Origin of the sequence: Pseudogracilibacillus amylolyticus (SeqCode), assembly GCF_051918545.1 — a bacterium.
Classification (GTDB): domain Bacteria; phylum Bacillota; class Bacilli; order Bacillales; family Amphibacillaceae; genus Pseudogracilibacillus.
The window spans coordinates 1-7,470 of sequence record NZ_JBPPZG010000190.1 but is presented as its reverse complement, the minus strand read 5'-3'; the positions used below and the strand labels follow the sequence as shown (position 1 = coordinate 7,470).

Sequence of the window (7,470 nt, the reverse complement as noted above, 5' to 3'; positions counted from 1 at the left end):
TGAACAGGGGATTAAAGGTGCTATTGCACTGGCTTTGTTGGGCTGAATGGGAAAAACTGAGACATAACTCATAAACAGTCATGAGTATCGAAAAAAGGTTCCGATCATTTGTGACGGAACCTTTTTTGTAAGGTGATTTTCATGAACTATCAGTTGGTTTCTGTTCATAGCAGTGGAATTTTTCAATTCTACCATCACGAATGTAAATTCCAACTAATTTTCTACTTTGTCCACACCCTCACTACCTTTTTTGTTTCTATCCATTACAATAATTCTTTAAATTTATTTACGACGTTTTCTACAGTAAAGCCGTATTCTTCAATTACTTGGTCTCCTGGAGCCGATGCGCCGAATGTGTCGATGCTCATTACAGCACCCTCACTTCCTGCATATTCTCTCCATCCAAGTTTAGAGCCCATTTCGACTGTTAATCGTTTTTGTAGTTTGCTAGGCAGTACGCTTTCTTGATATTCTACTGATTGTTTATCAAAAAGGTCCCATGATGGCATGCTTACAACATTTACATGGATACCTTCTTCAGCTAAACGAGCTTGAGCTTCAATTGATAAAGAAACCTCAGAACCGGCTGCAATGATAATCCCAACTGCTTCATCTGAAGCTTTGGAAACGATATAAGCTCCTTTACGGACGCCCTCATTTGCCAACGTTTCTGTCGCTTGTAAAGTAGGTAAGCCTTGTCTACCTAACACTAGCATTGTTGGATGACCTTTTTCTTCCACAGCTATTTTCCATGCTTCTCTTGTTTCATTTGCATCTGCAGGTCGAATAACAGAAATCCCTGGCATTGCTCTAAATGCAGCAAGCTGTTCAACGGGTTGATGAGTAGGTCCATCCTGTCCAACTGCAATCGTATCGTGCGTAAACACATATGTTACTGGTAGTTCCATCAAGGAAGCTAGTCTGATTGCTGGACGCAAGTAATCTGAGAAAACAAAGAATGTACTCACGAATGGACGTAAATGATGCAGTGCAAGTCCGTTGGCAATAGCTCCCATCGCAAATTCCCGTACACCAAATCGAATATTTCTTCCAGAATAATCCTGACTATTAAGGTCAACGTGATCTTTTAACCTTGTTTTTGTTGATGAATCTAGGTCAGCAGATCCACCAACTAATTCAGGTAATTTACCAGCTAGTATATTCAATGTTTCACTGGCTGCAACCCGTGTCGCAAGTGTTTCGCCTTCTTTATGTTCAGGGAGTTCATTACTCCAATCAACCGGAAGCTCACCATCTATGATTCGCTTTAGTTTTTCAGCAAGTTCTGGATATTCATCCTGATATGCAGCGAGTAGGTCATTCCATTCTTTTTCTTTTTGTATTCCGTTCTCTTTAATACTGCTAAAGTCTTCATATACTTCTTGTGGCACATGAAATTCTTTGTGTTCCCAGTTATAGAATTTTTTCGTACGTTCGATTTCTTCTCTGCCTAAAGGGTCACTGTGTGCATCACTTGTTCCTTGTAAAGACGGTGAACCGTAACCAATAACAGTTTTCACTTCAATAATAGTCGGTCGATTTTCATCTGCTTTCGCTTCTGACAATGCCTTATGAACAGCTTCAATATCATTTCCATCTTCAACATATAAATATTGCCAGTTACACGATTCAAAACGTTTTTTAATATCTTCAGAAAATGCCAAGTCTAGACCACCATCTAAACTTATATCATTTGAATCATATAACACAATTAAACGTCCTAGTTTCAAGTGTCCTGCAAGTGATGCAGCTTCATAAGATACTCCTTCCATTAAGTCTCCATCACCACAAATTGAGTATGTGTAATGGTCTACAATTGGAAAATCATTTTTATTATATGTTTCCGCCAAATGCCTCTCAGCTAAAGCCATTCCAACACTCACAGGTATACCTTGTCCAAGTGGTCCTGTAGTTGCTTCAACTCCAGGAGTTATTCCATACTCCGGATGACCAGGTGTTTTACTTCCCCACTGTCTTGTATTCTTTAGATCCTCTATCGTTACATCGTACCCTGAAAGGTGCAGCAAATTATACAATAAATTAGAACCATGTCCAGCTGATAATACAAATCTATCGCGATTGAACCAGTTCGGATTTTCGGGGTTAATATTCATAACATTCTTCCAAAGGCTATATGCCATAGGAGCTGCACCCATTGGCATTCCTGGATGTCCGTGTTGTGCTTTTTCCACACTGTCAATTGTTAACGTACGAATTGTGTTAATCGATAACTCAGAAATCCTTGAACTTCTTGTAATCATATTAAATTCCTCCAGTATTTTTTAATTCCCAGATGCTGAGGTTTTATACGATAACCCTCAGCACCATTTAAACTAGAACACGTTAAACGAACTTATCTTGTTTCTGTCTTTTTCTTTTTCACAGGTATTGCCATTAATGCAAGGATGACAATTAAACTAATTGTAATGGCAACTGGTCCTGCATAATTAGCCAATGAACCAAAGAATATTCCAGATACACCGAAGTCAGCATCAGAGAATGTTGTATTTGCGAATCCTAAATCACCAAGTACTGGCATTAAGAACACTGGAAGGAATGAAATAACTACCCCATTGACAAAGGATCCAATAACAGAGCCTTTAAAGCCACCGGTAGCGTTACCAAAAACACCTGCAGCTGCTCCTGTAAAAAAGTGAGGTACAACACCTGGTAAAATAATAACACCACCAGTGAAAATCATAATTATCATACTGAATATTCCACCTAAGAAACTTGCAAAGAATCCAATTAATACTGCATTTGGTGCATATGGATAAATAATCGGAACATCAAGTGCTGGTTTAGCATTTGGTACAAGTTTAGTGGATATCCCTTTAAAGGCAGGTACAATTTCTGACAATACTAAACGAACTCCAGATAGGATAATGAATACACCTGCAGCAAAACTACCTGCTTGAATTAGAGAGAATACAAGGAAGTTTGTACCTTCGCTTAGCTCTGCTTCAATATAAGCAGGTCCTGCAAAAAGTGCTACAATTACGTACATGACAACCATTGTTAATGCAATGCTTACTGTACTGTCTCGTAAAAACCCTAACCCTTTTGGAAAGTTAATATTCTCCGTAGAGTTTTCTTTGCTTCCTTTAAATAATTTACCAACTAAAGCACTTGCAGCATAACCGACAGCACTGAAGTGACCTAATGCAACATTATCATTCCCAGTTAACTGTCGCATAAACGGCTGAAGAATAGCTGGTGACAACGTCATTACAATACCAAGTGCAACAGAACCTGCAGCAATCAACCCAATTGTATCAAAGCCCGCAACAACCATAATTACGGCTAACATCGCCGCAAGGTAGAGTGTATGATGACCAGTTAAGAAAATATATTTGAATCGGGTAAATCTTGCTATAAGGATGTTGACAACCATACCAAAAAACATAATTAATGCTGTATTTGTACCATACTCTGATAATGCAAGAGCAACAATAGCCTCATTATTGGGAACAACTCCAGTAACATTAAATGCTTGCTCAAACATAGCGCCAAATGGTACCAACGCAGATTCAAGAATTCCTGCACCTGCTGAAATAACAAGGAAACCTACGAATGTTTTGGTAGTTCCCTTTACGGTATCCGACATATTCTTTTTTTGCGCTAATAAGCCAGTTAAGGCAATGAGTGCTACTAGAATGGCTGGTTGACTTAAAATATCAATTAACGTCTGCATTTCTTTACCCCCTTATTTTGTTTTAAATTAGATCAATCCTTTTTTCTCCAAAACTTGTGTTACTTTAGTTCTTAATTCATCCATATCAATGATGCTTTCCATCACAACAACCTCACCTAGATGTGCTCCACCTTCAGCAATATCTTTAGCAAGAAAGAAGACATCCGCATCTCCAGGTGTTGCTGAGCTTAAATCAGAATGAGATACTTCCACCCCTGTCACACCAAGCTCACTTAAAATTTGATTGATATTCATTTCTACCATAAAACTAGTTCCTAAACCTGATCCACAAACCGCTAAAAATTTCATTATTTGTCCTCTCCCTTTTTTATAATTTCGATTACTTGCTCTGCAGTTTCAGCAGCTTTCATTGCCTCAAGTAACTCATCATCACCTAATATTTTTGTTAATTGTGCAAGTGCCTTAAGATGTGCTTCACTATCGATAGCAGCTAAACAGATAAAAATATCAATTTTATGATTATCCTGATCTAGAAGCAATACAGGAGTCTTTGTCCTTAAAAAAGATATCCCCAGCTGGTTCACACCGTTTTCTGGTCTAGCATGCGGAATAGCTATTCCTTTACCGATATGAATATAAGCTCCAATTTCTTCTACATTTGTTATCATGGAATCTACATACTTACGTTGTACTTTATTGGATTCTACCAATGGTTGTGATGCTTTAATAATAGCATCCCTCCAATCCATCTTTTCATCCGTAAAATGGATTGTGTCTTTCGTCAAGAGCTCTGATAACATTGGCTTGTTCATCCCCTTATTTTTGTTTTGTACATATAATAAATTGACGAGCTCAGAAAATAGTTGATTTTCATCTTTTACTTCAGTATTCCTTTTAATAATTTCCATCAATTGCTCAACGGTGAATTGTCCATCGAATCTTGGGAATTTCTGTAATACCTCACGAATTAAATAGTACTTATCTACTTGTGATAGCAACGTCTTTACAACGAATACTGGCTTTACTGATTCAACCTTAATGGTCGAAAATACGACATCATAGTTCGTTGGGGGTATGTCTTCAAACTTGTCACGATTGTGTATTCTAGAAAATCGGATAGCAGGAAACAACTCTTTTAATTGTGCTTCAAGCATGATGGATGAGCTTAGTCCATTGGAACAAATGATTAATCCTGTTAATTTTTCTGCATATAGATAATTTCCGCTACCTAGGTAGCCACCAAAATGCATAGTGAAAAAACCAATCTCAGATTCGCTGATTTCTTTCCCTGTCCAAAGAGCCAGCGGGGACAATGAACGCTTCACAAACTGAAAAAGATCCGGATACTCTCTCTTTATTCTTTCACTCAATTCATTGAAAAGCGGAATTTCAAATGTAATTCTAAAGAACGCTGGAACAAGATGGTTGTATAAACTTCTTTTCAAAAATGCTTTATCCTCAATTGGAAGTAATGTGTTTTTCTCAAATTCGTCGATAATTTGTCCTGCTAACATTTCTAATGTTGGACTAGCTTGACTATTAACTATCTCAAGCGTTACGAGTAACTGTATCGTTACAAAATAACCTTCATCCTCACCTCCCTCAAGAAATAACCTCCTCGATAACTCTTTCCCATGTTTATACATGCTCTGTCTTTCAAGCATTTGTTTTTCTAAGTTCGTAAAGTGTAATTCTTCCTTTCCCGCGCGAACTCTCAAGAGGGCAAGGTGGATTAACATCTCTGTCTTTCTACTCTTAACTAAACTTATCTCATTTGTTTGCAGGTATTGATTAATAATTTGTTGTGTTTCAACGAGGATTTCTACCTTCCCCCATGACTTAAGTGCCAAAATAATTATTTCTTTCCCGAGTGGTTGAGAAAGTAAATGATTTACGCTAAAGATTGCTAATCTCCGCTTATCCATTTCAGTCCCAGCCATATGATACCCGTCCATACGAGTGTATAGGAACTTTACATTCCGCTTTTCACAAATTTCTTTTAGCCTTCTTACATCTGTAAGTGCTGTATTTTTACTTACACCCAGTAATAATTGAAAATGGTAATTAGAAACAGGCTCTTTTCGAATAAATGTGTACAAATAAATTAAGTATGGCCTGTCTTGTTCCGATATAATGAATTGATTGCCATTAATATCTAAGTAGTTTGTTTTGACTAAATTTCTTAATCTTTCGTCAATAAAAAGCAACTGATTGGAAATTTTAATTCCCGGCAAATCTTTATTGCCCAGTGCAAGATTTACTTTTTCCAAATCATATTGGAGTTGACGTTCGGATAAGTTTAATTGCATCATTATTTCTTGCCTCGTTATTTTTTCATGTTTTGTTAATTCTTCAAACAGTTTATAGGATCGTTGGTCAAACAATAGTATCCCTCCACCTCTTTTTTTAATTATAAAACGTTTCCAACGTTGCTACAATCACCATTGGGCACAATGATTGCAAGGGTTTCCAACATCATTTGGGCTGTTCATTAGGTTGTTTTATTTCAATACCCTATTATACTTTAAGGCGATGAGGCAATATATAAGAGGGCAGAAAAAGCTAATCATAGAAAAAATGATGGAGGTTCGTTTACTAATAGATATTAAGGCAATTGCACTTGACATGGATGGAACACTATTAAATGATAAAAATACTGTTTCTGATGAGCTAGTAAAACTATTTTGTGAATTATGTAACCAAAATATACGCATTTTTATAGCAACTGGCCGAACGAAACAAGAAATATATAAAGTCCTACCCGAAAAGCTTCCTATTGACGGATTCGTCTCAGCAAATGGTATGAGCTGTTTCACGAATCATAAAGATATTTCCCAGCACACCTTACCTGCAGACCTCGTCAAAACTGTTCTGACTAATGCCCGCAAAAGAAATTTATATTATGAAATTCACCCCAAAAACGGAAGCAGATTTGCATTAAAAGAAGATAAAGAAACCTTGGAGAAAGAACTACATTTACCAAGACCTGACACACTCTTAAATAATAAGTACATTGCCAGAGTCGAATCTGTTCAAAATGAAATGAAATGGATTGATGAAATTAGTTATGAAGATAATTTAAAGATTTATTTCTTCAGCATGAACACGGAAATAATTAATAACTGGAAACATACATTAAAGGAGATAAGACAGAAGACAGATTTCTCCCTCTTTTCTTCATCCCTGCACAATGCTGAAATAATGGTTAGCAATGTGTCAAAAGCAACGGGTATTGAAATGTTATTGAAAGAGTATAATTTATCAAAAGAAAATTTGATGGCAATCGGAGACGGTGAAAATGATTTGCCAATGTTTGAACTCGCAGCCTATAGTATAGCAATGAAGAATGCTGAAGATACGATACAGGAATAGGCGGATGAAATAACTAAATATTCTTTTCAGGAAAATGGATTAAATAAGTGTTTGGTTGAGAAACTAAAAGTAATTCAGTTTACCTAATCTAGTTTAATCATAAAAATAGCTATTACTTTAATGTTTCATAACACTTGAATTTTTGATTTTATAAGACGATTATTTCGGTAGATACTTATTATGTTTATACAAACGCAAAATTTCATACATCCTTATAAATAAGTGGCTGGGACATAACTAGCCAAAAATAGTAAATAAAAAGGTTCCAAGCAATAAAAAGTTTGCTTGGAACCTTTTTTTTAGGAGTTTCTCTATCTCCCGGCACGATTTTGCTGTTCATGGCGGCTTTCTTCCTCAAGTTCACCGCCATCAATGCAAATCCTAATTCATTTTTCACTTTCTGTTTTCCTCTGACAGAAAAACGAGTGAACGCCAAATTAGCC

General features: G+C 36.6%; 5 protein-coding genes and 1 pseudogene. 1 reads left to right on the top strand and 5 read right to left on the bottom strand.

What is annotated here, in order from left to right; translation table 11 throughout:
• Window positions 1–263 precede the first annotated feature (263 nt).
• The 4 genes from tkt to ACPYKA_RS16700 all read right to left on the bottom strand — a co-directional run bounded on the left by tkt (window position 264) and on the right by ACPYKA_RS16700 (window position 6,039).
• On the bottom strand, window positions 264–2,261 hold the full coding sequence (tkt, locus tag ACPYKA_RS16715; protein ID WP_340453937.1) for a transketolase: 1,998 nt from the start codon (window positions 2,259–2,261) through the stop codon (window positions 264–266).
• A gap of 92 nt (window positions 2,262–2,353) precedes the next feature.
• Window positions 2,354–3,694 (bottom strand): PTS ascorbate transporter subunit IIC, encoded by a 1,341-nt coding sequence (locus ACPYKA_RS16710; RefSeq protein ID WP_340453939.1) that lies wholly within the window; start codon window positions 3,692–3,694, stop codon window positions 2,354–2,356.
• A gap of 27 nt (window positions 3,695–3,721) precedes the next feature.
• A complete protein-coding gene (locus ACPYKA_RS16705) occupies window positions 3,722–4,003 on the bottom strand; it encodes a PTS sugar transporter subunit IIB (RefSeq protein ID WP_340453940.1) in 282 nt (93 codons plus the stop codon).
• Window positions 4,003–6,039: a BglG family transcription antiterminator gene (locus ACPYKA_RS16700; protein ID WP_340453942.1), complete on the bottom strand. Its 2,037-nt coding sequence runs from the start codon at window positions 6,037–6,039 to the stop codon at window positions 4,003–4,005. The genes ACPYKA_RS16705 and ACPYKA_RS16700 overlap by 1 nt, the downstream gene beginning before the upstream one ends.
• Window positions 6,040–6,235: 196 nt before the next feature.
• Here ACPYKA_RS16700 and ACPYKA_RS16695 point away from each other — a divergent pair, with 196 nt between their 5' ends.
• Window positions 6,236–7,027, top strand: coding sequence for a Cof-type HAD-IIB family hydrolase (locus ACPYKA_RS16695; RefSeq protein ID WP_479543348.1), 792 nt, complete (start codon window positions 6,236–6,238; stop codon window positions 7,025–7,027).
• 202 nt (window positions 7,028–7,229) lie between these two features.
• On the opposite strand, the pseudogene ACPYKA_RS16690 reads toward ACPYKA_RS16695, so the two are convergent.
• Window positions 7,230–7,470 (bottom strand): annotated as a pseudogene (locus ACPYKA_RS16690) (IS5/IS1182 family transposase); the annotation flags it as partial.